Annotated in this window: 21 protein-coding genes and 1 pseudogene; 16 read left to right on the top strand and 6 right to left on the bottom strand. The window is 36.6% G+C overall.

The window, feature by feature from the left end; all coding sequences use genetic code 11:
• Nucleotides 1–17: 17 nt before the first annotated feature.
• Genes hslU through IPM56_15170 form a run of 5 tightly spaced genes read right to left on the bottom strand, consistent with a single transcriptional unit; the run spans nt 18 to nt 4,662 of the window.
• Nucleotides 18–1,394, bottom strand: coding sequence for an ATP-dependent protease ATPase subunit HslU (gene hslU / locus IPM56_15150; GenBank protein QQS35567.1), 1,377 nt, complete (start codon nt 1,392–1,394; stop codon nt 18–20).
• A 20-nt stretch (nt 1,395–1,414) separates the two neighbouring features.
• Entirely contained in the window at nt 1,415–1,948 is a 534-nt protein-coding gene (gene hslV, locus IPM56_15155; GenBank protein QQS35568.1) for an ATP-dependent protease subunit HslV, read from the bottom strand.
• A 48-nt stretch (nt 1,949–1,996) separates the two neighbouring features.
• Complete coding sequence (locus tag IPM56_15160; protein QQS35569.1) at nt 1,997–2,638, bottom strand: isoprenylcysteine carboxylmethyltransferase family protein; 642 nt, start codon at nt 2,636–2,638, stop codon at nt 1,997–1,999.
• A complete protein-coding gene (rpoN, locus tag IPM56_15165; GenBank protein QQS35570.1) occupies nt 2,635–4,092 on the bottom strand; it encodes an RNA polymerase factor sigma-54 in 1,458 nt (485 codons plus the stop codon). Before rpoN ends, IPM56_15160 begins: the two co-directional genes overlap by 4 nt.
• Nucleotides 4,093–4,095: 3 nt before the next feature.
• Nucleotides 4,096–4,662: a DUF3109 family protein gene (locus IPM56_15170; GenBank protein QQS35571.1), complete on the bottom strand. Its 567-nt coding sequence runs from the start codon at nt 4,660–4,662 to the stop codon at nt 4,096–4,098.
• A gap of 509 nt (nt 4,663–5,171) precedes the next feature.
• On the opposite strand from IPM56_15170, the gene IPM56_15175 reads away from it, so the two are divergent.
• The 13 genes from IPM56_15175 (at nt 5,172) to IPM56_15235 (ending at nt 19,256) form a co-directional block, all read left to right on the top strand.
• Complete coding sequence (locus tag IPM56_15175) at nt 5,172–6,491, top strand: GTPase (GenBank protein QQS35572.1); 1,320 nt, start codon at nt 5,172–5,174, stop codon at nt 6,489–6,491.
• Nucleotides 6,488–7,429, top strand: a complete 942-nt coding sequence (arcC, locus tag IPM56_15180; GenBank protein ID QQS35573.1) for a carbamate kinase — start codon at nt 6,488–6,490, stop codon at nt 7,427–7,429. The genes IPM56_15175 and arcC overlap by 4 nt, the downstream gene beginning before the upstream one ends.
• Nucleotides 7,430–7,447: 18 nt before the next feature.
• Entirely contained in the window at nt 7,448–8,380 is a 933-nt protein-coding gene (gene argF, locus IPM56_15185) for an ornithine carbamoyltransferase (protein QQS35574.1), read from the top strand.
• Nucleotides 8,381–8,538: 158 nt separating this feature from the next.
• On the top strand, nt 8,539–9,309 hold the full coding sequence (locus IPM56_15190) for an SDR family NAD(P)-dependent oxidoreductase (GenBank protein ID QQS35575.1): 771 nt from the start codon (nt 8,539–8,541) through the stop codon (nt 9,307–9,309).
• A 160-nt stretch (nt 9,310–9,469) separates the two neighbouring features.
• The gene (locus tag IPM56_15195) at nt 9,470–14,146 is read left to right on the top strand and encodes a lamin tail domain-containing protein (GenBank protein ID QQS35576.1); all 4,677 of its coding nucleotides are present in this window, start codon (nt 9,470–9,472) and stop codon (nt 14,144–14,146) included.
• Nucleotides 14,147–14,178: 32 nt separating this feature from the next.
• On the top strand, nt 14,179–14,640 hold the full coding sequence (locus IPM56_15200) for a DinB family protein (protein ID QQS35577.1): 462 nt from the start codon (nt 14,179–14,181) through the stop codon (nt 14,638–14,640).
• 76 nt (nt 14,641–14,716) lie between these two features.
• A complete protein-coding gene (locus IPM56_15205; protein QQS35578.1) occupies nt 14,717–15,136 on the top strand; it encodes a hypothetical protein in 420 nt (139 codons plus the stop codon).
• A 31-nt stretch (nt 15,137–15,167) separates the two neighbouring features.
• Nucleotides 15,168–15,695 (top strand): GNAT family N-acetyltransferase, encoded by a 528-nt coding sequence (locus IPM56_15210; GenBank protein ID QQS35579.1) that lies wholly within the window; start codon nt 15,168–15,170, stop codon nt 15,693–15,695.
• A gap of 417 nt (nt 15,696–16,112) precedes the next feature.
• Nucleotides 16,113–16,397, top strand: a complete 285-nt coding sequence (locus IPM56_15215) for a hypothetical protein (protein QQS35580.1) — start codon at nt 16,113–16,115, stop codon at nt 16,395–16,397.
• Nucleotides 16,398–16,588: 191 nt separating this feature from the next.
• A complete protein-coding gene (locus tag IPM56_15220) occupies nt 16,589–17,272 on the top strand; it encodes a DUF4397 domain-containing protein (GenBank protein QQS35581.1) in 684 nt (227 codons plus the stop codon).
• 156 nt (nt 17,273–17,428) lie between these two features.
• Entirely contained in the window at nt 17,429–18,160 is a 732-nt protein-coding gene (locus IPM56_15225) for an ABC transporter ATP-binding protein (protein ID QQS35582.1), read from the top strand.
• A 42-nt stretch (nt 18,161–18,202) separates the two neighbouring features.
• On the top strand, nt 18,203–18,643 hold the full coding sequence (locus tag IPM56_15230) for a DUF2721 domain-containing protein (protein QQS38328.1): 441 nt from the start codon (nt 18,203–18,205) through the stop codon (nt 18,641–18,643).
• Between the two features lie 13 nt (nt 18,644–18,656).
• Nucleotides 18,657–19,256: a leucyl/phenylalanyl-tRNA--protein transferase gene (locus IPM56_15235; GenBank protein QQS35583.1), complete on the top strand. Its 600-nt coding sequence runs from the start codon at nt 18,657–18,659 to the stop codon at nt 19,254–19,256.
• 32 nt (nt 19,257–19,288) lie between these two features.
• Here IPM56_15235 and IPM56_15240 read toward each other — a convergent pair.
• Nucleotides 19,289–20,477: pseudogene (locus IPM56_15240) on the bottom strand (aminopeptidase P family protein).
• Between the two features lie 480 nt (nt 20,478–20,957).
• Between IPM56_15240 and gdhA the strand changes: the two are divergent.
• The 3 genes from gdhA to IPM56_15255 all read left to right on the top strand — a co-directional run bounded on the left by gdhA (nt 20,958) and on the right by IPM56_15255 (nt 26,989).
• Complete coding sequence (gdhA, locus tag IPM56_15245) at nt 20,958–22,298, top strand: NADP-specific glutamate dehydrogenase (protein ID QQS35584.1); 1,341 nt, start codon at nt 20,958–20,960, stop codon at nt 22,296–22,298.
• Nucleotides 22,299–22,475: 177 nt separating this feature from the next.
• A complete protein-coding gene (locus IPM56_15250) occupies nt 22,476–25,400 on the top strand; it encodes a histidine kinase (GenBank protein ID QQS38329.1) in 2,925 nt (974 codons plus the stop codon).
• 179 nt (nt 25,401–25,579) lie between these two features.
• Nucleotides 25,580–26,989, top strand: a complete 1,410-nt coding sequence (locus IPM56_15255; GenBank protein ID QQS35585.1) for a PAS domain S-box protein — start codon at nt 25,580–25,582, stop codon at nt 26,987–26,989.
• Nucleotides 26,990–26,998 lie beyond the last annotated feature (9 nt).

Raw genomic sequence — 26,998 nt, forward strand, 5'->3', positions numbered from 1 at the left:
TCAAACCAACCAGGAGATTATAAAATAAATTTACTCAGGTCACGGTTCTTTACAATCGAATCCAATCTCTTCTTAACTTCTGCCGCCGTTATTTTAACTTTAGCATCGGGAAGAATATCGGGCACATTAAAAAGTATTTCATCAAGCAGAGTTGTTAAAATTGTGTGAAGTCTCCTTGCCCCAATATTTTCAACCTGTTCATTTACCTCTGTAGCTATGCGTGCAATTTCTTTTATACCATCTTTGGAGAATTCAAGATTCACACCTTCAGTTTCAAGCAAGGCCGAGTACTGTTTCAGCAAAGCATTTTCCGGAGTTGTAAGTATTTTGATGAAGTCCTCCTCGGTAAGACTTTTTAGTTCAACGCGTATCGGAAATCTTCCCTGGAGTTCGGGAATAAGATCCGATGGTTTGGAAACATGAAACGCACCCGATGCAATAAATAATATATGTTCTGTTTTTACAACACCATATTTTGTGTTAACATTTGACCCCTCAACAATAGGTAGAAGGTCACGCTGCACACCTTCTCTCGATACATCGGGACCTTGTGATTTACCGCCGCCTGCTACTTTATCAATCTCATCAATAAAAACTATTCCTGTATTTTCAACACGCTCAATTGCTTCTTTCTGAACCGCATCCATATCAATTAATTTTTGCGCTTCTTCCTGAGCAATTATTGTACGAGCTTCAGCAATCGAAGTTTTCCGTTTCTTTTTCTTCTTAGGCATAATGCTGCCCATAATTTCCTGAATGTTTATTCCCATATCATCCATACCGAACGGACCGAGCACCTGCATTCCAACATTAGGCTGGGAAGATGAATCGAACTCTATCATCTTTTCATCAAGTTCATTGTTCTTAAGCTTCATCCTCATCCATTCACGTGTTCGCTGATTCTGAAGCGCTTCATTATTTTCTTCTGTCTCGTTATTGTCGTTTGTCTGTACAGCTTTTTTAACCGGAGGAATGAGTATATCAAGAATTTTTTCGTCAGCAAGATCCTGTGCTTTTGATTTTACTTCGAGAGTTTTTTCAGACTTCACCATGTTAACAGCAAAGTCAGTTAAGTCACGTATCATTGATTCAACATCACGACCAACATAACCAACTTCAGTAAATTTAGATGCTTCAACTTTTACAAAAGGTGCGTCGGCAAGTTTTGCGAGTCGTCTTGCAATTTCAGTTTTACCAACTCCTGTGGGGCCAATTAAAATGATATTGTTCGGAAGTATTTCTTCACGAAGATAATTTTTGATCTGCTGTCTTCTCCACCTGTTCCTCAATGCAATTGCAACAGCTCTTTTCGCATCAGTCTGTCCGATAATATATTTATCAAGTTCATGTACTATTTGAGCCGGTGTCAGTTCTTTCTTTGATTTTTCAAACATTATTATTCCAAAATTTTATTCTATAAACTTTCAACATTAATTTTATCATTAGTGTAAATACATATCTCCGAAGCAGTCATTAAAGATTCTCGTACAATTTCCTCTGCTGAAAGATTGCTGTATTTCTTTAACATCTTTGCTGCGGAAAGAGCATACATTCCGCCTGAACCTATTGCGACAATATTATCATCGGGTTCTATCACATCACCATTACCTGAAATTACGAGAGCCTTTTCTTTGGTAACAACTGCGAGCATAGCTTCAAGTTTTCTAAGGAATTTATCTGTCCGCCAGTCCTTCGCAAGTTCAACTGCAGCTCTGAAAACATTTCCACGGTATTGTTTTAATTTATCTTCAAATCTTTCCATCAAAGTAAAAGCGTCAGCGGAAGCTCCTGCAAATCCGCACAAAACTTTTCCGTCATCAAGTTTTCTGATCTTCATTGCGTTATGTTTCATAACAGTATTGCCGAGAGATACCTGTCCATCACCGCCAATTGCGGCTTTACCATTGTGAACTATACCTAATATTGTTGTCGCTTTAAATTGTTCCATTAAAATTTTTAACTCCGTCTGTTGTCATTATAAATTATTTCATTCGACCTAAGCCTGTACATTGTAAGGATGAAATATTTTCAAAGGAAATATTGAAGGAACATGTTTTTTATATTCTTCATATTCTTTCCCGAACACTTCAACTAATTTTTTTTCTTCATAAAAAGAACCGATGTAAAAATACAAAATAATACAAACGAGTGCAGTTGCATAGAATAAGTCCATGACCGGTCGAAAAACCAAAAATACGATAGAAAAAAAATATAAAGGGTGTCTTGAAAACCTGTAAGGTCCTTCAATCCGCAATGTTAATTGTTCATCAAGTTCTTCGTAGTCATAATTTTTTTTATACCACCTTATTAGTTGATTAATCCCGAGAAATTCTTTTGCTGAAAAAAATTTTAGTGTCCAGATAAATCCTGCCAGTGCCGCAAGCTGTGGAATTAGGATTAGAATGTCGAAAGGAGATTTAAGATCATATACTATTACATTTGGTCTCGGCGCGTATTCAAAAATCATCCACAAAGAAACAAGAGAAACTACATTATAGAACAGCCTGTAAAACGGAAGAAGTTCTTTAAAATGATAGATAAAGATTTTTTTTGTTTTAATTGATGCAAGGTATGTATGTGAAATTCCGAATAAAGCGAACAGGAGTAATATTATAACAACATCAAACGCATAACTCATATTAACTCTTTACGTAATCTTGCAACGGGAAGTCTTAATTGTTCCCTGTACTTCGCAACTGTTCTTCGTGCGATGTGTATTCCCTCTTCGTTCAGCATCTCGGCAAGTTTATCATCGCTGTAAGGCGCGTTTTTATCTTCCGCTTCTATAATTTCTTTTAATCTTTCTTTGATATGTTTGTTTGAAACTTCCTCACCAAAATCTGTTGTTAATCCTTCACTGAAAAAGTATTTAAGTTCATGAATTCCCATCGGGCTTTGAACATACTTACCATTAACAACACGGCTGATTGTCGATATATCCATATTGATTTCTTCTGCAATGTCTTTATAGATCATCGGCTTTAACAACTTTGGTCCCTTTTCAAAAAACTGGTACTGCCTCTCAAGTATTGCTTTCATGATCTTCATCAGTGTTTCGCGTCTCTGTTGAATGCAAGCTATAAACCATTTTGCAGATTCAAACTTTTCTCTTAAAAATTTATAAGTCTCTTTTTCTCTTGGATTGGATTTTCTTTTTTTCTTATTCGAATCAAACATCTCAAGATAAGTTTTGCTTACAGTTACTGAAGGCATACTCTTATCATTAAGAGTTATCACAAAATCATTATTAACTTTTTCAATGAGGAAGTCCGGAGAAATCTGGTTCATCTCCATTGCTTCAATATTGCCTTCACCGGGTTTTGGATTTAATCCCTGAATAAGTTCAACTGTAGCTTTAAGGCTTTCATCCGTTAAATTCATTTTCTGTTTGATGATATCGAAACGGCGTTTTGTAAAATCATCATAAAAATTCTGAAGCATTTGTTCAGCGAGGTATTTGTAATAAGGATCAAACTTCAAATTCTGTAACTGAACAAGAAGGCATTCCTGCAGGCTTCGCGATGCTATTCCAATCGGATCAAACTTTTGAATTTTTTTCAGTAAAGATTCTGCGGCTTCAGAAGAAATTTTTATGTGCTCAAACATTTCCAGTTCGTTCAGTATTTCATCAAGTCCGCGTTTTAAATATCCATCCTGATCCAGATTACCTATTATTTCTTCGCCGAGATAGAAGAGGTCTTCGTCAAGATTCAATAATCTTAATTGTTTCTCAAGGTTTTCGGTGAGGCTTTCACGAGCCGGAGCGAGAGGCTGATAAATTTCATCATCTTTACTTCTGTTAACCCTGTCATTCTCAAAGTTTTCATCGTTCATGAAATCTTCAAGTTCAAATTCCTCTTTGGAATAATCTTCAAAATCTTCTTCAACTTCATCATCATTTTCTTTTGAATCTTTTTCCTGGTTCAGATCAATTTCCTCTTCCATTACTTCTTCGAGTATTGGATTCATTTCAAGTTCAGTTTTTATTCTCTGTTCAAGAGCAAGAGTATTTAACTGAAGAAGTTTCTGATATTGAATTTGCTGAGGAGAAAGTTTCTGCTGTTGTGATAATTTCTGTGTTAACGAAAGCATGATTTATCCGATGTTTTCCTTTAATGATGAATACCAGTTTTTTCCATATAAACGTGTCAGAGAATCTTCGCAAAACTCTGCGATGGTTTTATTATTTAATTTTCCCTTTTCAAGAGCCGGCGCACATTCCGAAAATTTTTCATATCTCAGAACATCACTTCCAAAATTTGAAATCCTTATCGGGAACAAATGACAGCTTATCGGTTTTTTGAAATCAACCTTTCCGTCATTGTAAGCTTTTTCAATTGCACACTTTGCTACGTTACCTTCATAATAAACGAATACACAATCTTTATCATCTATACTTGATGTCATTGGTTCATTTTGTATAACATTGTAAAAACCATTTACATCAATTTCTTTTCGGTTTCTTTCGGAAAGGTATTCTTTAACTATATCAAGAATTTCACTTATTTTACCAATTTCATCATAACGAAGCGGGGCGCCGTACTCACTTTCCATTGTGCAGCAGGCTCCTTTGCATTTTTGAAGATCGCACTCGAATTTTGTGTTAAGAACTTCAATCCTTACAAGCACTTCTTCTATCGATATTACGTTACTTTGAAACATTGGAATAATTTTTGTGCCAAAATAATGATTTGTCTTTTAATACAAAAATTTAAAGAGATGTTTTCATAGCAAACACCGAACCATGCGGTAAAATCAGTTCTTTCTATTCAGAAATTGGTTCTAAACAGCATAGCGTACCCTCGTATAATTATTAATTTCTGATTCTGACAAATGATAAAACAATTCAAAAAAATAAAATTTCCCTACCCTTTAAAGCCTCATTTTATTAGATTTGATAAGCAATTTTATAAATACTCGACACATAATTTTCGATAATAGTTTATAGAATTAATTATCACTAAATCACAAAACGTGATAAAATATTTAGAACGATGGTAACATCAATTAAAAATAAAAACGGTAAGAATTTCCTCATTAGTTCTGCCAGAAGAGTTAATCAGCTCCAGCTTATACCTTACCAGATAGCTTTCAAATAGTCTTCCTTTTCTTCCTCATACTAAAAACGAATTTTAAATTTTAATTATTTATTAAAAACAGGAGAATTATTTATGTCCCGCAAAAATGTATTAATCATGGGCGCAGCCGGTCGTGATTTCCATAACTTCAATGTTTATTTCAGAGATAACAAAGATTATAATGTTGTTGCCTTCACCGCAACTCAAATCCCGAATATTGAAGGAAGAGTTTATCCAAAAGAATTAGCCGGAAGTTTGTATCCTGACGGAATAAAAATTTATGAAGAAGCACAGCTTGAAGAGTTGATCAAAAAATTTAATGTTCAAGAAGTTGTTTTTTCTTACTCAGATGTTCCATTCAATTATGTTATGACAAAAGCTTCGATAGTAAATTCTTTGGGTATATCATTCCGTTTAATGGGCGGCGCTGAAACAATGGTTAAAAGTACAAAACCTGTTGTTGCGGTTCTTGCAGTCAGAACAGGATGCGGTAAATCCCAGACATCAAGAAAAATTGTTGAGTTGCTAACTGCAGCAGGAAAAAAAGTTGTTGCAATCCGTCACCCGATGCCTTACGGTGACCTTGTAAAACAAAAAGTTCAGCGCTTCGGTACTTATGATGATTTAAAGAAACACGAGTGTACAATAGAGGAGATCGAAGAATACGAACCGCACGTAGCACGCGGCGGCGTTATTTATGCCGGAGTAGACTATGAGGCAATTTTACGTGAAGCAGAAAAAGAAGCTGATGTAATTTTATGGGATGGCGGAAATAATGATATGTCATTCTACAATGCTGATGTTACTTTTACAGTTGTTGATCCGCACAGACCGGGTCACGAATTAACTTACTATCCGGGCAATACTTCGTTAAGAATGGCTGACGCTGCTGTAATAAATAAAATTGATTCAGCTTCACCTGAAAATATTTTAGCTGTAAGAAATAATATTTCTGCTGTAAATCCTAAAGCCGCAATTATTGAAGCTGCCTCACCGGTTACAGTTGATAAACCGGAACTGATAAGAGGCAAGAGAGTTCTTGTTGTTGAAGACGGACCCACACTTACACACGGTGAAATGAAATTCGGTGCCGGAGTTGTAGCAGCTCAGAAACTCGGAGCAAAAGAAATCGTTGATCCTCGCCCGTTCACAGTTGGCTCAATAACAGATACATATAAAAAATATCCGAACATCGGTATTCTGCTTCCTGCAATGGGATATGGCGAACAGCAGATGAAAGATCTTGAAACCACAATCAATAATACTGAATGTGATTCCGTTATTATCGGAACACCAATTGATCTTGGAAGATTGTTGAAGATCAACAAGCCGTCAACAAGAGTTAAATATGATCTGCAGGAAATCGGCGATCCAACTCTGGAAACAATTCTGAAAGAGAAAGGATTGTTGTGAAAAAAACTGCAGTTGTCGCATTCGGCGGCAATGCTCTTTTAAGAGGCAATCAGGTTGGAACGATTGAGCAGCAGGAACAGAACACTTATAATACCTGCATCAACTTAATTGAGTTGATGACAAATGGAAATCATCTTGTTATCACTCACGGTAACGGTCCGCAGGTTGGCAATATTTTATTGAGAAACCTTGCAGGTTATGATCAATATAAAATACCAAGAATGCCGCTTGATATTTGTGTAGCCGATTCGCAAGGCGGTATCGGCTATATGATCGAAAGGCAGCTAAGGAATGTCATTGCTGATCATTCAATAAATAAAAACGTTGCGACTGTTATCACACAGGTTGTTGTTGATATAAATGATTCAGCTTTTCAGAATCCGACTAAACCTGTCGGCGCGTTTTACCTTAAAGAAGAAGCTGAACTGCTTGCAAAATCCAATGGATGGATATTCAGAGAAGACCCGAGAAAAAGAGGATGGAGAAGAGTTGTTGCTTCTCCTTCTCCTGTTGAAGTACTTAATAAGAAAACCGTGACTGATCTTTTGGAAAAAGATAATATAGTAATTGCTGTCGGCGGAGGAGGAATTCCTGTTTATAAAGATGAGCAAAATAAACTCCGCGGAGTTGAAGCAGTTATTGATAAAGACCTGGCATCTGCTGTTCTTGCTAAAGAAATTTCGGCTGAATCATTTTATATTCTGACTGACGTTTCAAAAGTTTATATAAACTTTAACAAACCTGACCAGCAGGCGATTGATAAAATTTCTGTAAAAGAAATAAAAGAGTTTTATCAAAAAGGTGAATTTGCTGCAGGCAGTATGGGACCAAAAATTCTTGCGGCAATAAATTTTCTTGAAGACGGCGGTAAAGAAGTGATTATAACAGAAGCGTCTAAACTCGCTGATCAGAACTATGGAACAAAAATTTTTAAATGATAATTAAATGAGGACTTTATGGCAGTTAATATGAAAAGAAGAAGCCTGGTATCAATCAATGATCTGACCATTGAAGAGATTTACCAGATCTTTGACGTGAGCAAAACATTAAAAGAAAAACTATACATCGGTGAACCGCACCGCGTACTTGAAGGTAAAACACTCGGGATGATTTTTACAAAACCTTCAACAAGGACAAGGGTTTCATTTGAAACCGGTATTTACCAGCTTGGCGGTATTGGCATGTACTTTGGCCCGAATGATCTTCAATTAAAAAAGAGTGAAAGTATTCAGGATACAGCCAAAGTTTTATCAAGATATTTAAGCGGAATAATGATCCGAACTTTCGATCACCAGGATGTTGTTGAACTTGCGAAGTATTCTACAATTCCTGTTATCAATGGATTGACAGATCTTCTTCATCCCTGCCAGGTACTTACCGATCTGTTTACAGTTCTTGAAAAGAAAAGAATCTTAAAAGGATTGAAACTCGCTTATATCGGTGATGGAAATAACATGGCGCACAGCTTACTTAACGGCTGTTCAAAAGTCGGGATGGATATTGCGATTGCATCTCCGTCAGGATTCAAACCTAATGAAGACATTGTTAAGAATGCAAAAGTAAATGCAAAGTATATGGGAAGTAAAGTTGAAATTCTTGACGACCCGACAGCCGCGGTTAAAGATGCTGATGTAGTTTACACTGATGTATGGGCAAGTATGGGACAGGAAGCCGAAGCTGAAGAACGAAAGAAAAAATTCATGAAGTACCAGGTAAATCCTGAACTGGTTAAGAACGCTAAAGAAGATTATTTATTCATGCATTGCCTGCCCGCACACAGAGGTGATGAAGTGGTTAACGAAGTTGCTGATTCACCAAACTCAGTAATTTTTGATGAAGCAGAAAACAGGCTGCATGTTCAAAAAGCTATAATGGCATTGACGATGTAGAATCTTAATGGTACACTGATTGAACTGATTATTATGATCAGTTAAGATCATAAGAAATCTTAAGTAATCAGTGTACCATTGTTTTTTAATTGTCCCAACAACCACTCATTCGATTCCAGAATTTATTAATTTGCATTACAATTTTGGAATACGATCAAATGAAACTCAAATCAATAAACATCCTTCTCACGGGTGCATCAAGTGGGATTGGTTATGCACTCGCAAAAAGACTTGCTGCTGAAGGCGCTAATCTTGCTCTTGCTTCCAGGAGTAAAGACACACTTGATAAGCTTGCAAATGAGTTATCGTCATCAACAAATAAAATTGCTGTGCACTATTGTGATGTGAGTGATAAATCTTCGATAGTGGATTGTGTTAAAAATGTTACAAATGATTTTGGTACAATTGACATTGCAATTCTAAATTCAGGAGTAAGTATCCGTTCACAATCATCAGAAACAAAATCAGGAATTGCAGAAAATATTTTTGCTGTTAACACATTAAGCATCCATCATTTTAATGAAGCGCTGCTTCCTGTTTTCAAAAAGAATAAAGAAAGTATGCTTGTCGGTGTTACAAGTCTTGCTGATGTAAGGGGTTTTCCCGGAAGCGGACTTTACTCTGCAAGTAAAGCCGCGGCTTCAACTTTACTTGAGTGTATGAGAATTGAATTGAAGAAGTTGAACATCAAAGTGATAATTGTTAAACCCGGATTTGTTAAAACTCCAATGACTGACAAGAATGAATTTCTTATGCCGTTTATGTTAACTGCTGATAAAGCTGCACACATAATTGTCAAAGGTATAAAACGCGAGAAGAAAATTATTTCATTTCCCTTCCCTATTGTCTGGTCAACAAAAATTTTAAGAGTTATGCCGGACTGGTTATTTGATTTTCTTTTATCCTGTAAACTTCCGGCAAAAAAGTAAAAGCTTCAACTTGAATGGTTGAACTCTGATTCTTGTCAACAAGCTTCGATCCCGAACCGAGTTCGGGATGACTGATGAGAAATTATATCGCTAACGGTTGAATTATTCATTTCATTCTCTTATGTTGACGTCAAGTCAATCACACCATTTAAATTATCAGTTGAAAAAATATTTTATAACAGCAGCACTGTTTTGTTTTTCATCTCTTGTAATTGCACAAGCCGATACTTCAGTAATAATTTCTGAAATTATGTTTAACCCAACCTCGGGCAATAATGAATTCATTGAGATTTACAATACAAGTGAAACCGAATCAATTGACATAAATAATTACAGGCTTAAGTACTCAACCTCAACTGCTGATGTAATCATAGGCGTTGGATTTGGTACAACACTTCCACCAAATTCTTATGCGATAGTGTTGGAGGGCGATTATGATATTGTCTCAGGTATTTATAACAATCTGATTCCACCAAGTGCACTTATACTAAAAATTTCTGATAACTCTTTCGGCGCATCAGGAATGGCCAATACTGCGGACAGACCCGTATGGTTTATCAACCCTGTAGACGATACTCTTGATGTCCGTACTTACTCTGCAAATAACACGACTGCAATTTCTGATGAGAAAATAATTCTCAATAAAGACTCAACTTCAAGTAACTGGGCTAACTCATTAAATACAAACGGAACACCAGGATTCAGGAATTCAGTTGCACTTACTAATTATGATTTAAGATTAAGTTCAATAAATATTTCACCTCTCATTCCTGTTCAGGGAAATGATCTGCAGATCAATGCCGTTGTAAAAAATTCAGGGATCCAAAATGCTGACAGTTACACAATCGAAATCTTTAATGATACTAATTTTGATTCGGTTGCGGTTCCTTCTGAATTAATCTTTTCTAAGAATTATTTTAATCTTGTATCCGGGGATTCAATTAGTGCATCAACGTCAATTACAAATGTGCTGGCTGGTAATTATAACATCATTGCAAAAATTCTATTTGCGCAGGACGAAGACACAACTAACAACAGACTGTTAAAACGGATTACAGTTTTCCCTCCGGGCAATAACTACAATGATGTTGTGATAAACGAAATTATGTATTCGCCATCAACAGGTGAGCCTGAGTGGGTTGAGATTTATAATAGAACAACCTCGACAATAAATCTTAAGAAATGGACTTTGTCTGATCTTTCATCAACCGTTATAATTACAAACTCGGATAAGATTATTTTGCCGAATAGTTTTGTAGTGCTTAGCAGGGACTCAAGCATATTAAATTTTTATAATGTGCCGGTTGAAATAATAACATTCAGTTTACCCACATTAAACAATACCGGCGACGCTGTTGTGATAAAAGATTCAATAGGTATCGTGCTTGACAGTATTAATTTCTTATCATCCTGGGGCGGCAACACCAGTGGAAAATCTCTTGAAAGAATTGATGTTAACACCGCCACAAATCAACAAGCGAATTGGGGAAGTTCACAAAGTTTATCAAAGGCAACTCCCGGAAGAGTAAATTCACTCACACCAAAAGAAAATGATCTATCCGTTTCTTCATTTAAACCTGTTACTGAATTCGGAATTTTAGGAGAATATATTTATTTCGATTTGATTGTTAAGAATCGTGGAGTTATAACTTCGCCAAGTTACTCCGTTTCATTTTTTAATGATGTAAACGCAGATTCAATTCCGCAGCAAAGTGAGCTGCTGTCAACATTAAATCAGCTTCCTCTTTTATCAAATGACAGTATCACGATTACATACAATACAAATTCATTTATTGAAGGGCATAACCATTTCATTGCATTGATAAACGTTACGCCCGACGATGACTCAACAAACAACATTGCTTTTACAAAATTGATTGGTGTTGAAGTTAATGAGTTAAGGAATGATCTGGTCATAAACGAATTGATGTATGCCCCTAATTCACCCGAACCTGAGTGGATTGAGATTTATAACCGAAGTAACAAGATAATCGATCTTAAAAATTATCAGTTAGCTGACAATTCTGATACTGTCACAATAAACGATAATTCTTTTCTGATAAATCCAGGAGAATTCGTTGTAGTTGCCACTGATATATCTATCAATAACTACTACAACATTCCATCGCAGGTTATTGTTCATACATTTCCTGCGCTAAATAATTCGGGAGATAAATTAATTCTTCTTGATTCACTTTCACGTGTGATTGATTCTCTTCAATATTTATCAGGCTGGGGTGGGAGTGCAGGAAAATCATTAGAAAGAATTTCACCTGAAATTAATTCTGTTGATTCACTCAACTGGAAAACTTCAACAAGCAGATATAAAGCAACTCCGGGTTATATTAATTCAGTAACACCAAAACAATTTGATGTTGAAGCAGCCGAAATAATTTCTAATCCCCTCTTCCCGCTTTACGGAAGCGATGTTTCATTAACCGCAAAGATAAAAAACAACGGAAGCAACAATGTTGTTATTGATATTCAGTTGTTTGAAGATACTAACCTCGATTCTATACCGGATGTTTTGGTTGAAACAATTCAGGGCGTGCCAATAAACTTTAAAGATTCAACTGTTGTTCCATTTAGTTATTCACTGAGCAATATTCAAATGGCTCGCGGAATGTTTATAAATGTTTTGTTCAACTCAGACCAGGATACAAGCAATAATTATTTTTATAAAACTATTTCACCCGGATATCCTCCTTCAACAATTGTCATCGACGAAATAATGTACACACCAGCCGGAGGTGAACCGGAATGGATTGAATTGTTCAATACTTCTCCGCATTCCATAAACTTAAACGACTGGAGCCTAAGCGATGTTGTAACTACTCCTGTTATGGCAAAAATTAATTCCGATGTATTTATTCCCTCGAATGGATTTCTTGTTGTTGCAAGAGACTCTTCAATATTAAATTATCACAGACTCATTCCATCAAAGCTTGTTGTGATAAATTTACCGTCATTCAATAATGATGCTGATGGAGTTGTGCTGAGAGATAATCGTGGTTCGACAATCGATTCAGTACGTTACAGCAGTGACTGGGGCGGAACAGGCGGATATTCCCTTGAAAGAATTTCTGTATCAATAAATTCAAATATTCAATCTAACTGGGGTTCTTCAATTGATATTGAACAAAGCACCCCCGGAAGAGTTAACAGCATTACCACAAAACAAAACGACCTTTTGATTTCCAATGTAGGTTTCAACCCCCGTTTTCCGGTAGCAGGTGATGATGTATTTATTTCGGCAACAATAAAAAATAATGGAACTTTACCTGCTTCAAATTTCATAACTGAATTTTATATTGACACTGATTCAAATAACATTCCTGATTTGTTGTTAAGCAGTGTAACATCATCAACACTGCTGCAGTCGGATTCGATAAGCATTAATTCACAATCAGCTATTAGTAGTATTCAATCAAAAATTTTAGCTGCTGTAAGAGTGGTTAACATGAATGACGAAGATACTCTGAACAATTATGTTGAAAAATCCGTTGAACCCGGTTTTCCGCAAAATTCACTTTTGATTAATGAGATTATGCATTCTCCATCACAGGGTGAACCAGAATGGATTGAGATTGTCAATGCTTCCAATGATAATTTTAATATTAAGAACTGGAGTATCAGCGACATTCTTACAACTCCGACTAAGAATATTATTATTCCGTTTGATTACCTGATTTCTCCAAATGAATATTTTGTGATTGCGAAAGACACTTCATTTTATTCATATCACAACAACATTAACTATAAAGTTTTTCTTGTGAACTTCGGAACACTCAGCAGCAGTGACGGAGTAATGTTATATGATTTCAGGGACGGAATTATCGACAGTGTTCTTTACAAGTCTGATTGGGGAGGTTCAAACGGTTATTCGATTGAAAGATTATCATTCACAAAATCAGGTTATGACAGCAGTAACTGGAACACATCATTAAGCCCGGACAAAAGTACTCCCGGAAAAGTAAACTCGTTAAACTCAATTCCTTCGTCAGCGAGAAATGATTTTGTAATAAATGAAATTATGTTCGATCCCGATATTGATAACTGCGAGTTCATTGAATTTATTAATCTTAGCTCAGATACAATCAACACAGGTGGTTGGAAGATTGAAGATGAAAAAGGAAACACAAACAAACTTGCTGATATTAGCTTGCTGGTACCGCCATCTGAATATTTTATTCTTGCGGCTGATTCTTCGATCATTAAAAAGTATTCATTGCAGGAACATCAATCAATCAGCATTATAAATGAAACCGACTTAGGATTGATCAATACCGGCGAATTAATTCTGCTAAAAGATCTACACGGCAATGTAATCGATTCGATTTGGTATTCTGATAAATGGCACAACAGGAATTACGTCAACACAAAGAACCGTTCACTTGAAAGAATAAATCCTGATCTTAACGGAAACGACAATTCAAACTGGAGCAGTTCTGTTTCTTCCTCTGGCGCAACGCCGGGTTTGCGGAATAGTATTTTCACAAACCTTTCTCAGCGTGAACAAAAGATTTCAGTTTCACCAAATCCCTTCTCTCCAGACAATGATGGTTATGAAGATTTCACTATCATCAATTATAACCTTACACAAATTACTGCACAGATAAGAATTAAAATATTTGACAGCAAAGGAAGGCTTGTCCGGACTTTAGCAAATAATTCCGGCAGCGGAAATTCGGGTTCAATAATATTTGACGGGCTTGATGATTCGGGAAATGCACTTCGTATCGGGATTTATATTATTTACATGGAAGCGTTAAACGAATCTTCAGGAGTTGTTGAAACACAAAAAACCACAGTTGTGGTTGCAAGAAGGCTTAACTAATTTTGCTTATCTAAAACTTTGAAAGAATGAAAATGTCAAATAATCATTCCGCTTTATTACTCAACAAAATAAATGATAATCTCGGTCATTTAAAATCCCTGACGGAAGAAGAATTTAACTCCTGTCCTGACGGGATGGATTGGACACGCAAAGAGATACTTGGGCACCTCATTGATTCTGCCTCAAACAATCATCACCGGTTTATAAAAATTCAGTTTGAAGAATTACCTTATCGAATTATTTCTTATCAACAGGATGAGTGGGTCGCAACTAATCATTATAAAGATGAGAACAAAGATGACCTCGTCAGCCTTTGGTATGCCTATAATACTCACCTTGTGCATGTGATAAAAAACATTCCGCAAAATCATTTACCCAATAAATGCCTGCTTAAAGATGATTCCATTGTTACACTTGAGTTTCTGGTAAAGGATTATATAGAACACATGATCCACCATCTTGAGCAAATATTTTCGTCTTCAAGTACAAAATAAAATTATTCTCCGGCTGATTATTATTTAAAGTAGTAAATTAGGGATGCAAAGATGTATTCATTTATTCAGGTGTGATATGAAAAAATTTAATGTTTTGTATTTGATCCTGTTCACTTCACTGATTGCCTTGAACTGCGGAGGGGAGAAAGAAGATCCTGCCTTAGTAATAAGAGATAATATTAAGTTCGCCAATCAGAAAGATCTTGATTCCTACATGTCAACAATTCATAGTGAGAATCCCGGTTACGAAAATATTCATCAGTATATGGGTGAAGTTTTTTTCAAATACGATATCAGGTACGAACTGGTTGAAACTGAAATTATAAGTGACGAAGATGATGAAGTAAAAGTCCGGTTCATACAGATAACATCCAAGAAGGACGGTGACAATATCAAAAAAAACCAGGTGAATGGTATTTACACTCTCCGAAAAGATGCAGGTTTCTGGAAGATATATAACACCGATGTAACGGATTCCAAATTTATCCGTGAATAACCAAATCATTCTATCTTAAAGAAAAACTGCTATGGAAATAGTTGTTGATAATGAAATCTATCTCTCACAAGTAAACAAGGTCGACATTGAAAGACTTTGCCTGCTTTTGAACGATAAAGATATTTACGACAAGACGCTGATGATTCCATATCCATACACAGTTAAGGATGCAGAATGGTGGGTCTTATTCGTTGAAGAAAGTAAGTTCAATAATGGCAGGCTAACCAACTGGGCTATCAGGGACAGAAACTCTATGCTTATCGGTGGAATCGGGTTTCACATTAAATACGGGATTGATTCACACCGGGATGAAATAGGTTATTGGCTCGGCAGACCGTACTGGAACAAAGGTATAATGACGAAGGTGGTCAGAAAAGTTTGCGAGATTGGTTTTGAAGATTTCAATTTAATGCGCATTGAAGCTGTGGTCTTTGAATCAAACACACCATCCTGTAAGGTTTTGGAAAAATCCGGATTTGGCTATGAAGGACTTCTAAAAAAGTATGTATTAAAAGATTCACGATACATTGACGGAAAACTATTCGCTATCACCCGCTAAGGAGATTTTTTTATCCTGTCCTGATTTTAGTATTGAAAAAGTAATCCCCTGTTTTTATTTTTGAAACGACTTGAATGATAATGGAGTGTATACGATGAAGACAGGTAATATTACCGGTGAGATGAAAATTAAGCAATCTGAAAGTCAGATCTACACATTACTACTCGTAATATTGATATTCGCATTATTCCTCTTTAAATAATCAGAAACCGCGGGTGACCGCGGTTTTTTTATTTCCTTTTGAAGGTGGGAACCCAGCCAGGTATACCATAAGAAAAAAAAATTTTTATTGACTTGAATCTTTAACCATGATTACTTTAACAAATAATATTTAATCCACTTTTGCTAAAGTAAAAACCCTGACACTGACTGAACAAGTAATAATTAATAAAGTTATAATTTCATTCAGGAAAGAGTATGAGCGATACAAATATGAGAGAATGTCCATATTGTTCTTATAAAGCCGAGATCAGAGAATTTTCATCCTGGAAAGGAAACGGGAAAAGCGGAATGCTTGGCAAAACCGACGAAGGATTTGTTATGCTGCTTTGCCCAAGTTGTGAAAGTTCTTTAAAGTTTGATCCTCTTATAAATAACTTTTTAAAGAATGAACGTAAATCCAGTAATGGTATTGTTGTCAGCCTTACTTTTGCTGCGATACTTGCACTGCTGATCTTTTTTCTTCTTTATAAAGTGATTTAATTATCAAGACGGATACTTCTTTCGGGCTATAAAACAACGGTATCTCCTTCCACACAAAAAATCTTATCTCTTTTAAATTTTCCGGGAACTGATTTAACCGGATTTGTGTTTTATACATTGATCAAATGCATGCTGATCAATTAATAACAACACCAAAATCTAAATCAATAAGGAAACCAAAGGAGGTTTTAATGTTAAAGTTAAAATCAGTGATCTTATTAATTATCATATCAACAGTCGTATTTATTGGCTGCAGCAAAGATGAAGACCCTGTAGTACCGACACAATCAATATCCAAAGTCATGGTAGTCCATTCTTCTCCGGATGCACCGGCGGTTGATCTTCTCGTTGATAACCAGGTGGCAGGTACAAATCTTAGCTTTCCATCCAACACTTCATATTTAGAAGTAAACTCGGGTACAAGAAATTTTAAAGTTAATGTAGCCGGTACTAACACAACAGTTATTGATGTAAGTCCATCCCTGACTATGAATACATCATACTCAGTATTTGCGGTGAATTCTGTTGCATCAATTGAACCTCTTTTGCTGACAGATGATCTTTCAACACCTGCATCAGGGAAGGCACATGTCCGCTTTATTCACTTATCGCCAGACGCACCCGCTGTTGATATTACTCTGACAGATGGAACTATTGTTTTTGGCAACCGTGCTTTTAAGGAGTTCACACCATTTACACCACTTGATGCAGGAACTTATAATCTTCAGGTACGTGTAGCTGGTACTTCAACTGTAGCACTTGATTTACCCGGTATAACACTTCAGGCAGGAAAAATATATACTGTTTTTGCCAAAGGTTTTTTGGCAGGCTCAGGTGCCCAGGTTCTCGGTGCACAGATAATTGCCAATAATTAATTTATTCACGGCTGTCCGAAAAATTCATCGTACAATTGAATTTATTTTAATCATCATATAAAAAATTACGATTCGGACAGCCGCATTCCGCTATCAGAACAAACTAATTTGATTTTACCTATCTTTGCGATACAAAATTAATTGTTTTGATGAAAGATGATTGAAATAAATAATCTCAGGAAGTCTTTTGGTAAAAAGAATGTTCTTAATGGTGTAAACCTGAACATCAACAATGGAGAAACACTTGTAATTATAGGCAGAAGCGGCTGCGGTAAAAGCGTACTTATAAAACACATAGTTGGTTTGCTTGAACCGGATGAGGGTTATATAAAAGTAGAAAACAAAATTGTCAGTGACTTGAAAGAGAAAGAATTATTTGAGCTTAGAAGAAAATTCGGATTTCTGTTCCAGGGAGCCGCTTTATTTGATTCAATGACAGTTGAAGAAAACGTTTCTCTGCCGCTTATCGAATCAACCAACGGCGCTGATAAAAAGAATATACTCCCGGTCGTAAATGAAAAACTTGAGCTTGTAGGTCTTAGCGGTTCAAATAATTTAAAGCCATCTGAACTATCCGGCGGAATGAAAAAAAGGGTTGGACTTGCGAGAGCACTTGTTACTAACCCGCAGTATATTCTTTATGATGAACCAACAACCGGACTTGATCCGATTATGTCTGATTCAATTGATAATCTTATCGCAGAGCTTTCAAGCAAACTAAAAGTTACATCAATCGTAGTAACTCATGATATGTACAGCGTAAAAAATGTTGCTGATCGTGTGGCAATGATGCATGAGGGAAAGATTTATTTTACCGGAACACAGCAGGAACTTCTCAACTCAAGCGATAAAGTGATTATCGATTTTATAAAACGTACAGGCGCATAAAAAATGAGTAACTCAGTATCAATTGTTGAAGTTATACAACTAATGCTTGCACCCGGAATCATGATCTCCGCATGCGGATTATTATTACTCGGAATGAATAATAAATATTCTCTGGTTGTAAACAGGATAAGACTCTTAAATGAAGAACGAAGAAGGTTTGTCGCAAAGGTAAGTGAACGGGATTTTACTTACGAAGAAACAATAAGGCTTGAAAGTATATCCAGGCAAATCGCTGCTCTTGTTTACAGGGTTAAGCTTGTCAGAGGAGCTGTCTTCTCTTATACAATTGCCGTTGCATCATTTGTATTAACTTCATTATTTATCGGCGCACAATATTTAGCTGGCTGGGGCAAACTTGATTATATAATTACCATTTTATTTCTGCTTGGAATGATCAGTGTTTTAACAGGTGTGATCTTTGCAGCTTACGAGACACTGAAAGGATATTTGATCATTCAAATGGAAGTAAAAATTGATGAATAGATAATTATGTTCAATGAGCAAATCCGACTACAATCAAAACCAGTTTCTTGAACCTGGAAATATGATAAGATTGTATGCCAGCGGTGCTTTCCCGATGGCTGATTCACGCACTGGAAAAATAAACTGGTATATGCCTGATATCAGAACTGTCATCCCTCTTAATGATTATAACATCCCAAGATCTTTTAAACGTATTATCAGCGAATTAAATTTTACAATAAGATTTGATACAAGTTTTATTGATGTTGTAAATGGTTGCGCTGACAGAGAATCAACCTGGATTTCTGATGAGCTTATAGACGCTTATAAAAGGCTGTACAAAAGAGGCTTTATTCATACAGTAGAAACATGGAGGGATGATAAACTTGTCGGGGGACTTTATGGTATTACATTCCGGGGTGCATTTTTCGGTGAGTCAATGTTTTCAAAAGTAAGCCAGGCATCCAAAGCGGCATTAACAGCGTTGATCATCCATCTGAATAAAAAAGATTTTGTTCTGCTTGATGTGCAATACAAAACTCCTCACCTTGAAATGTTCGGCGCAAAGGAAATCACTTTTGAAGAATATCAATCTCTCCTGTATAAAGCTTATGAACGTGGTTGTGAGTTTTAGTATAAAATATTTTCCATCCTATTCAGAACTAATTAGATAAGAATCAATTCCTTCTGCGGTTTTGAAATAAACTCGCAGCCATTTTTAGTTATAACAACCTCTTCCTCAAGTGTTGATACACCATAACCTTGCACCGGTAATCTTGGTTCAATAGTAAATATCTGTCCTTCTTCCAAAGGAATGTATGGTGCGTTGCCGTAACGTTCCCATTCAGGAAATAGTCCAGCCCCGCCATCATGAACCTGTCTGCCAACCTGGTGACCAAGTCCGTGAGGATATTCTGGATAACCATTTGAAGTAATATAATCACGAGCAATTTCATCCATATCACAGCCCCTTACACCCGGCTTTATTTTATCCGCTACCATTTGAATTGCGTCGCGAATTATTCCAAATCCTTTCTGCACATCAGCCGGAGCTTTAACTTCACCATCATTTAATACATACCATGTTTCTTTGAAGATCGGAACAATAACCATTCAACTTAATCCCGAAATCAATATTTATCATATGACCTTTTTCAACTTTCCTGTCTGTGGGTCCGGAATGTGCCCCGAGAGGATCCGGTCCTGTAAACACTGCAGGGCAATGGTCAGCTTCCCACGCAAGTTCAAATCCCTTTTCTTCAACAATTTTATTTATGAATGACGCGATATCCTTTTCACTAACACCTGGTTTGATAAATTGAGTTACTTTGTCAAATATTTTCAGAGTTTCATCAACAGCATCTTTCATTATACTTAATTCTGTTGAAGATTTTCTTCCTCTAAGCGCTGAAATAATTTCTTCAGAGCTTACGATTCTGTTTTCAAATCCCAAATCTTTCAGATGCTCTAATAAAATGTTATACATGCCGAAAGTAAGACCATCAGCAAGAGTAGAATTTTTAGAAAAGTTTAGAGCGATTGTTTTAGGATTTTTTTTCTTTAAATACTCCTGAAGCGGTTCTTTAATTGATTTCAGATAACCAATCACATCTTTGTACAGACCCGGATTCTTAAAGTTATCAAGTTCCAAAGAACCGACTACCGCCGTTGTATCACCGTCCTTAGAAATCATAAAAGCTGATTGCCAGGTAGCGTTTGACCCTATTATCATTTCAATTGCAGGGTCTTTTATGATCGAACTTTCACGGATAAATGTCAGCCACATATCAATATTTTTTTCTTTAAGAATTTCAATTGCCTGACCTATTTTTTCTTTAAGAATAACCTGTTTCATCAGTACCTCTTTACTTCATTAATAATTAAGGTTCTATTGGTTTCAAATGTATAAAATAAAGGGACTAATTACTAAAAATATTTGTTTTTTAAGCTGAAAAGGCAGGATTAACAGATAATTTGTCTGTATAAATTATTGAGGTTTTGAGATAATATTTCACTAAGTTTGAGTTAGTAAAATTTATGTTTTACTGCTGACTGACTGTTAAATTCTTCGCAGCCGGTTAGTCTGTTAAGTGGAACTTATGAAAATAGTTTGCACAATAATTAATTGTATGGGTTATTTTGTAAATCTTAATCTTTTTTTAATAAACGTTTTTACGTTTTTATTCCTGTTAGTTAAACGACCGTTCAACCTCCAATTGATGCAGGTAAACTTTAATAATACACTTCCCTTTTTCCACACGAAGATTAATTTTCATTCATTAACTAATGTCCCCTGAAACAGAGGACAGCAATCTAAAAATATTAAGAGGTCTTTATGTCCGAGTACGTAAATAATCTGATAGCAAAAGTTAAAACATTAAATCCGGGAGAACTGGAATTTCACCAGGCAGTTCAGGAGGTTGTTGAATCTCTTGAGTTGGTACTTGCCCGACATCCTGAATATCGTTCAGCAAAAATTCTTGAGAGAATGGTTGAACCTGAAAGAACGATAACCTTCCGTGTTCCATGGATGGATGACCAGGGAGAAATTCATGTTAACCGCGGATTCAGAATTGAAATGAACAGTGCGATTGGTCCTTACAAAGGCGGTTTAAGATTCCACCCATCCGTAAACATAAGCATATTAAAATTTCTTGCGTTTGAACAGGTATTCAAAAATAGTTTAACAACACTACCAATGGGAGGCGGTAAAGGCGGTTCCGATTTTGATCCGAAGGGAAAAAGTGACAATGAAGTTATGAGGTTCTGCCAGAGTTTTATGACAGAACTTTTCCGTCATATTGGTCCTAACACAGACGTACCTGCCGGTGATATTGGTGTTGGCGGAAGAGAAATCGGCTTTTTGTTCGGACAGTATAAAAGATTAAGAAATGAATTCACCGGAGTTTTAACCGGCAAAGGTTTAAACTGGGGAGGATCACTTATACGCCCTGAAGCAACAGGCTACGGCGCAGTTTACTTTGCTCAGGAAATGTTAAAAACCAAAGGAATGGATGTAGAAGGAAAAGTATTTTCAGTATCAGGATTCGGAAATGTTGCATGGGGTGCTGTGCAAAAAATATCACAACTCGGCGGTAAGGTCGTTACATTGTCCGGTCCAGACGGATTTGTTTATGATAAAGACGGAATTAGCGGTGAGAAGATCGACTATATGCTGAAGCTTAGAGCAAGCAACAAAGATGCTGTTGAAGATTATGCAAAAGAATATAAAGTTGAATTTCATAAAGGAAAACGTCCGTGGGGAATTAAAGTCGATGTCGCAATGCCTTGCGCAACCCAGAATGAAATTTTTGAAGATGATGCAAAAGAACTCGTTAAGAACGGCTGCGTTTGTGTTTGTGAAGGTGCAAATATGCCTACAACAATTGAAGGTTATAAAGTATTCACAAATGCGGGAATACTCTATGCACCAGGAAAAGCTTCTAATGCCGGCGGAGTTGCCACGTCAGGACTTGAAATGTCGCAGAACAGTATGCGTCTTCCCTGGATGAGAGATGAAGTAGACAGAAGACTTCACGAAATTATGATAAGAATACATGATACATGTGTTACCACCGCAGAAAGATTCGGAACACCCGGGAATTATGTTAACGGTGCAAACATTGCCGGATTCCTTAAAGTTGCGGATGCTATGCTGGACCAGGGTCTTGTATAATTATTCTGAAAATTAATTTTCTGTTTTATATCTTTAACCCGGAGTTAGATAAAACTAATTCCGGGTTTTTATTTTGTTCAAAATCTTCTAACAAAAACTGAACACTATATGGATAAGTTCAAACAATTCAGCCAGGAAGATCTTTTCAGCAGCCGGGTCAAACGATTCCAAAAACTTATGCGCCACAAGATACGGGAGATACTTCTCGTATCAAGTTTATATGATTATTACCTGTTTGAAGAAGACGGAAGATTGTATGAACTCATCCGGCAGGAGTACCAGACTCTTAATCTTAGCCAGGCACCGGAAATAACTCATGTTACAACCGGTGAAGAAGCGCTTGAACTTGCAAACAGCGATACACACTTCGATCTTATCATTACCACACTTCATATTGAAGACATGCACGTTGTTAAGTTTGCTCAGATGTTCCGCAAAGCAGGTAATGATGCACCTATAATTTTACTCGCTTATGATAACAGGGAAAGAAAAGAATTAGTATCGAATTATGATACTTCAATCTTTGAACGGATTTTTATCTGGCAGGGTGATTACCGGCTACTGATAGGAATTATTAAATATGCCGAAGACAGACTTAATGTGGAAAATGATTCAAGCAGTGTTGGTGTTCAATCAATAATCCTTGTTGAGGACAATGTAAAATTTTATTCTTCCTACCTCCCGCTGATATACACGGAAATATTCAATCAGTCTCAAAGACTTATATCTGAAGGGGTCAATCTCACTCATAAGTTTTTAAGAATGAGAGCACGTCCCAAAATTTTATTGTGTACAAACTATGAAGAGGCATGGAGCTATTTTGAAAAGTATGAAGAGTTTGTTCTTGGAATTATCACAGATATAAATTTTAAATACCAGGGTGTTAAAGATCCTGAAGCGGGAATCAAGTTTGCTATGAATGTAAAAGCCAAACAAAAAGATATCCCGATTCTGCTTCAATCAAGTAACCCTGAATTTGCTGAACGGGCGCACCAGGTCGGAGCTTCATTCATTGTGAAAGGCTCACCGAGGTTATTGCATGAACTTAGAAATTTTATGGTGAATAATTTCGGGTTCGGTGATTTTGTGTTCCAGACACCCGGTGGACAGATTGTCGGAAGAGCACAGAATTTAAGAGAGCTTGAAGAACAGCTCAGGATTGTTCCCGATGAAAGTATTCTTTACCATGCGGAAGGAAATCATTTTTCAAAATGGCTGAAGGCAAGAACTGAATTCTGGCTTGCTCATAAACTCAGACCAAGCAAGGTAACAGATTTTCAATCTATCACTCACCTTCGAAACGAACTGATAAATGCTCTTAAAAGTTATAAGGGATACAGGCAGCGCGGCATCATTACAGATTTTAATAAAGAAACCTTTGATCCGAAAAATAGTTTCGCTCGTATCGGGTCCGGTTCGTTAGGCGGAAAAGCTCGCGGACTTGGATTTATTAATACACTTATTAATAACAATAAAGTACGTCATCGCTTCGAGGATGTTGAGATTGTTGTTCCCTCTGCAATTGTTATCGCGACAGATATGTTTGATCAGTTCCTTGCGGAAAATAAACTGGATGTATTCGCACTGCACGAAACTGATGACGATATTATAACACAAAGATTTATAGAAGCGGATAAAATTCCTTCCACACTTATTGATAAGCTTATTGAATATCTCGAAGTTATCAAAGATCCACTCGCCGTTCGTTCTTCAAGTTTATTAGAAGACTCCCAGTTCCAGCCTTTTGCCGGTGTGTATGAAACTTATATGATACCGAATAACAACCCCGATATTAAAGTACGCTTCGCAGAACTTATCCAGTGCATCAAATGTGTTTATGCATCAACCTTTTACCGCAAAGCAAAAGACTACATGAAAGCTACTGCCTACAGACTTGAAGAAGAAAAGATGGCAGTGATTGTTCAGCGTTTAGTGGGTGCACCGCGTGAGGAAAGATTTTATCCGGATTTTGCCGGTGTCGCAAAGTCGTATAATTTTTATCCTGTTCCACCACAAAAATCTACAGATGGTATTGCACAGGTTGCGCTTGGACTCGGCTGGACAGTTGTAGCAGGCGGCAACACAGTAAGATTTTGTCCAAGGTATCCCAAACATCTTCTTCAATTCTTTTCAACGAAAGAAACAATTAAAAATGCTCAACAGGATTTTTACGCGTTGAACTTAAGCCGTGAAACTCCGCATAATCTTAGCAAGCCGCTTGACGTTCTTGTTCAGCGGTATGATCTTGAAATTGCTGAAGGTGATCAGACACTTAATTATGTAGGTTCAACTTATTCTGCTGAAAATGATGCGGTGTATGATGGTATTTCACGACATGGCAACAGGGTTGTAACTTTCGCACCGATACTTAAACATAAAGCTTTTCCTTTAGCAGAAATTCTTGACCTTCTGCTTGAACTGGGAACGTGGGGAATGGGAGTTCCAATTGAAATTGAATTTGCCGTTAACTTGAAAGTTGAAATCGATAAACCAAAAGAGTTTGCACTTCTCCAGATGCGCCCGCTTGTTATCAGTCATGAATCAGAAGAACTTGACGTTGATTCAGATTCAGCAGATGAACTATTATGCCATAGCCAGCAGGTTCTCGGCAACGGCATCATTGGCGGACTATATGATGTTGTTGTTGTTGACTACCAGAAATTTGAGAGGGCAAAAAGCAGAGAGGCTGCAAATGAAGTCAGTCACATTAATACAAGACTTGTCAATGAGAAGAGACCTTATTTATTAATTGGTGTCGGACGCTGGGGAAGCCTTGATCCGTGGCTTGGTATTCCTGTTACCTGGGATCAGATTGCTGGCGCCGCAGCGATTGTTGAATCCGGCTTCAAAGATTTAAATGTAACACCATCACAAGGCTCACATTTTTTTCAGAATATAACTTCATTCCGTATTGGATACTTTACTGTCAATGCTGCTTTCGATATGGGATTTATTGATTGGGATTGGCTTCGTGATCAGAATGCTGAAGAAGAACTTGAATTCACAAGGCACATTCGTTTTGATAAACCGATAACAGTTAAAATAAACGGACATAAAAACCGTGGAATTATTTTGAAACCCGGTTCTAATGGAACAACATAAAATTGAAGTTTGTTCGATTAATTCCGGTTAAGTAAAAATTTTGGTGTACGAATTTCATATTTATAATATGAGATGAATAAGTCACTGATGACAGCAACGTCAGGTTGACAAATTGTGAAAGCAGTACACACTAAAAAATAAATAGAGTTTCGAGTTTTTGATTCCCGAGGTGATTTCCTGTGCAGAAAAAATTCCTCACTGAAGAACTATTCAATGCAATCGATGATGCCGTTTGCCTGATCGGCGTGAACAGAAATATCATATTCTCCAACCAGTCATTCTCAAAATTTTTTAACGATGATGAGCCCGCTGATAAAAACTTCATAAAATATTTTGTTCCTGAGCAGAGATCCGAGGTTCAAAAACTTTTGGATAATTGTGTGGAAACTGATAAACCTCTCCGAACGGAAAAAGAAATTCTTCTAAGGGACAAGCGAAAAATCTGGGTTGAGTTTACATTAAGCAGAATTGATTCATCTGAAGAAAAATTATTTCTGGTCAACCTAAGAGAAATTACGAAGCGTAAACAATATGAACTGGAACTGCTCAGAAGTGAAAGTAAATACCGTAATGTTTTCAACCAGGCGAATGATCCAATGTTTGTATGCTATCTCAACTACGGTGAAACAATAAGTAACTTTATTGATGTTAATGAAGTTGCATGCAGAAATCTTGGTTATTCAAAAGAAGAATTACTTGGGATGAATCCTTCATCTTTGATGTTCAACAATAATGAAAATGAGCAGACAAGAATAGTCGAACGACTCTGGAATGATAAACATTTTATTTTTACTTCAACTTGCATTACAAATGATAAAAGAAAAATTCCGAATGAAATAAGCGCGCATTTGTTTGATTTGAATGACAGACCTGCCGTTCTTTTTATCGCGAGAGATTTAAGTCAGCGTGAAGAAGCAGAAAACAAGATCATCGAAGTTTCTGAAAAACTCAGGAACCTTGCACTTCATTTACAGAATGTACGTGAAGAAGAACGAGCAATGATTGCAAGGGAAATTCATGATGAACTTGGACAGATGCTGACCTATCTGAAGATCCAGGTTACGCTTGCGGGTAAAAAAATTCATGATGATCCTGAACTGTCAAAAAATAAAATTGATTCATCATTAAAACTTATTGATGATTCAGTTGAAGCTGTACAAAGGATAACATCGCAGCTTCGCCCCACACTGCTTGATGAGCTTGGATTGGCAGCGGCAATAGACTGGCAGGTTAAAGATTTCAGCGCAAGGACAGGTATTCAATACTCAATACAACTTCCAAAAGATGAACCAATATTGGCAAAAGAAAAATTAACTGCTGTTTTCAGGATATTCCAGGAAGCACTTACAAATGTTGCGCGTCACGCAAACGCAAGTAAAATTTTTGTGACAATGAATGAGTTCAAAAATAATCTTATACTTGAAATAAGAGATAACGGTAAAGGTATAACACAAAGCCAGGTCAACAGCCCAAATTCACTTGGTGTTCTTGGAATGAAAGAACGCGCTCTTGTATTTGGCGGAGATGTTGTAATCAAAAGTTCTATGAAGAGCGGAACTACAGTTCTTGTTGAAGTTCCGATGGAATAATAAAATTAT

This window comes from Ignavibacteriales bacterium, assembly GCA_016700155.1.
Taxonomy (GTDB): Bacteria; Bacteroidota; Ignavibacteria; order Ignavibacteriales; family Ignavibacteriaceae.

Excerpts from the sequence above, each read along its gene's own strand:
- IPM56_15170 (QQS35571.1), bottom strand. The coding sequence starts at position 4,662 with ATGTTTCAAAGTAACGTAATATCGATAGAAGAAGTGCTTGTAAGGATT.
- IPM56_15205 (QQS35578.1), top strand. The coding sequence starts at position 14,717 with ATGAAAAAATTTAATGTTTTGTATTTGATCCTGTTCACTTCACTGATT.
- IPM56_15175 (QQS35572.1), top strand. The coding sequence starts at position 5,172 with ATGTCCCGCAAAAATGTATTAATCATGGGCGCAGCCGGTCGTGATTTC.
- IPM56_15235 (QQS35583.1), top strand. The coding sequence starts at position 18,657 with ATGAGCAAATCCGACTACAATCAAAACCAGTTTCTTGAACCTGGAAAT.
- IPM56_15220 (QQS35581.1), top strand. The coding sequence starts at position 16,589 with ATGTTAAAGTTAAAATCAGTGATCTTATTAATTATCATATCAACAGTC.
- hslV (QQS35568.1), bottom strand. The coding sequence starts at position 1,948 with ATGGAACAATTTAAAGCGACAACAATATTAGGTATAGTTCACAATGGT.
- hslU (QQS35567.1), bottom strand. The coding sequence starts at position 1,394 with ATGTTTGAAAAATCAAAGAAAGAACTGACACCGGCTCAAATAGTACAT.
- IPM56_15250 (QQS38329.1), top strand. The coding sequence starts at position 22,476 with ATGCGCCACAAGATACGGGAGATACTTCTCGTATCAAGTTTATATGAT.
- IPM56_15225 (QQS35582.1), top strand. The coding sequence starts at position 17,429 with ATGATTGAAATAAATAATCTCAGGAAGTCTTTTGGTAAAAAGAATGTT.
- IPM56_15215 (QQS35580.1), top strand. The coding sequence starts at position 16,113 with ATGAGCGATACAAATATGAGAGAATGTCCATATTGTTCTTATAAAGCC.
- IPM56_15190 (QQS35575.1), top strand. The coding sequence starts at position 8,539 with ATGAAACTCAAATCAATAAACATCCTTCTCACGGGTGCATCAAGTGGG.
- argF (QQS35574.1), top strand. The coding sequence starts at position 7,448 with ATGGCAGTTAATATGAAAAGAAGAAGCCTGGTATCAATCAATGATCTG.
- IPM56_15160 (QQS35569.1), bottom strand. The coding sequence starts at position 2,638 with ATGAGTTATGCGTTTGATGTTGTTATAATATTACTCCTGTTCGCTTTA.
- IPM56_15210 (QQS35579.1), top strand. The coding sequence starts at position 15,168 with ATGGAAATAGTTGTTGATAATGAAATCTATCTCTCACAAGTAAACAAG.
- rpoN (QQS35570.1), bottom strand. The coding sequence starts at position 4,092 with ATGCTTTCGTTAACACAGAAATTATCACAACAGCAGAAACTTTCTCCT.
- gdhA (QQS35584.1), top strand. The coding sequence starts at position 20,958 with ATGTCCGAGTACGTAAATAATCTGATAGCAAAAGTTAAAACATTAAAT.
- IPM56_15200 (QQS35577.1), top strand. The coding sequence starts at position 14,179 with ATGTCAAATAATCATTCCGCTTTATTACTCAACAAAATAAATGATAAT.
- IPM56_15230 (QQS38328.1), top strand. The coding sequence starts at position 18,203 with ATGCTTGCACCCGGAATCATGATCTCCGCATGCGGATTATTATTACTC.